At 51.8% G+C, this 1463-nt stretch carries 2 protein-coding genes; both read right to left on the bottom strand.

Annotated elements, in window-relative coordinates:
• Positions 1-31 precede the first annotated feature (31 nt).
• A complete protein-coding gene (locus B2R17_RS15325; RefSeq protein WP_286764675.1) occupies positions 32-850 on the bottom strand; it encodes a hypothetical protein in 819 nt (272 codons plus the stop codon).
• A gap of 113 nt (positions 851-963) precedes the next feature.
• A partial coding sequence (locus B2R17_RS15320) for a hypothetical protein (protein WP_286764674.1) occupies positions 964-1463 on the bottom strand: 500 nt, incomplete at its 5' end.

The following is a 1463-nucleotide window of genomic DNA, read 5'->3' as shown; positions in this document are numbered from 1 at the left end:
GGCAACCGGGCCCCTATCCCGATACGGATTGTTATGGCTTCTTTTTCGACGCCCGATTGCGTGGCCGTTCTTCTTCGCTGTTAACGAGGTGAACGGCAAAATCAGTGGGCACGCCATTCATCTTCAAGGTTTCCACAATATGCTCTACAGGCATTTCTGAGTCACGCATTTGGCGATAAAGCATTTCAGCTCGCTCGGGCGACCACTCACGATCGTTGAAAAGCATCATGTGCCGTTCTTCGTCTGACATCAGACGTTCGTGTCGACTTTCAAGGCGACGAAGTCGCGAATGCATGTGGCGAGTGTTGTCCAGTATCTCTGCAAGTATGTCTTCCTTCGGCCGTGGCTCTGATTTTTCAGCCTCTGGGTTCTGTGCAAGTATCTTCGCAAATTTGGTGTCAAACTGTTCCCAATAAGTATTAAACACTTGCTCAAGGATTCGTTCATCCAGAGCGTTTGTGCTTAAGCAATTGTTGAGGGTGCGCATCAATTCCCAAACGCTGCCCTTCTCAGGCATCGTATGATTGAATTGTGCAAGCGGATCTTCCAAGTCAGCGGGCTTCAGGTCAATCAAAAAGGTGCAGACGCGGTTCGATGAGAGCCCCTTTGCTAGGGCTCCGGACTCAAAGAGGATCCATGGTCGATTTCGATTTGCCTGAGTAAGGCAAACGATCCCGACAGATGTATCCTTAAGCTGATCGTGGATTTCGCTGAACCAAAGCGCGCCTCGATCAATGTCCCGCGTCGACAACCATGGACGCGTTGCCTGAAGTACACACTTCGTCCAATCGTTGAGCAACTCTGCAACTGCACGACTTCGAGGGCCGGACCAGCTGATGAAGACCTTCATGCAGTTTCTCTCTTAAGCCATAACGTCACGGATCACGCGGTCGCCGCGAGTGATCCTCCACTTCAAAAACCACGACTCGGCGACTCGTCGTGCATCCGATTGTTATCGGTTGTTCAACGCAGCCATGCAACCTCAGCCTCTAGCTCGGGTCCATGATCGTAGTGTCCGTTCGGTCGCTCGGCGTTGCGTCGCAGCCATAAATCCATGGATTGAAGGTATTCATTGCAAGCTTCCGTGCCAACGAATTCAGCGGCCGATTTCTGGCTAACTCTCGCCAACATTCGGAAGGCAATTGACCGACATGTCGTTTGCTCGTGATCATTGCCGTAGCGATCCGAGCCAACCAGTTCAATGAGACGTTCGCGTACAGATTCGGGTGGAATCCCCAAATCTCCCAGCGTCCAAATCCCAATTGCCCGAAGTTCATTGTCAGAACAGTGCGTAAGCGCGATCGTCCAGTCGACGAATTCAACGTGCAGGTCATCCGTTGGATCGAACCCAATGGAATGGATGACGCATCCGATTGATCGGACCGCCGACAGCAAGAAACCGTATTCGGCCTGATCGAGTTCGCCATTGAGATTGATCTCACGACACAGCCGATAAACGACCG

The organism is Rhodopirellula sp. UBA1907, from assembly GCF_002337565.1.
GTDB classification, from domain to species: Bacteria; Planctomycetota; Planctomycetia; order Pirellulales; family Pirellulaceae; genus Rhodopirellula; species Rhodopirellula europaea.
The sequence above is the reverse complement of the archived record's forward strand: the minus strand, read 5'-3'. Positions and strand labels throughout refer to the sequence as shown.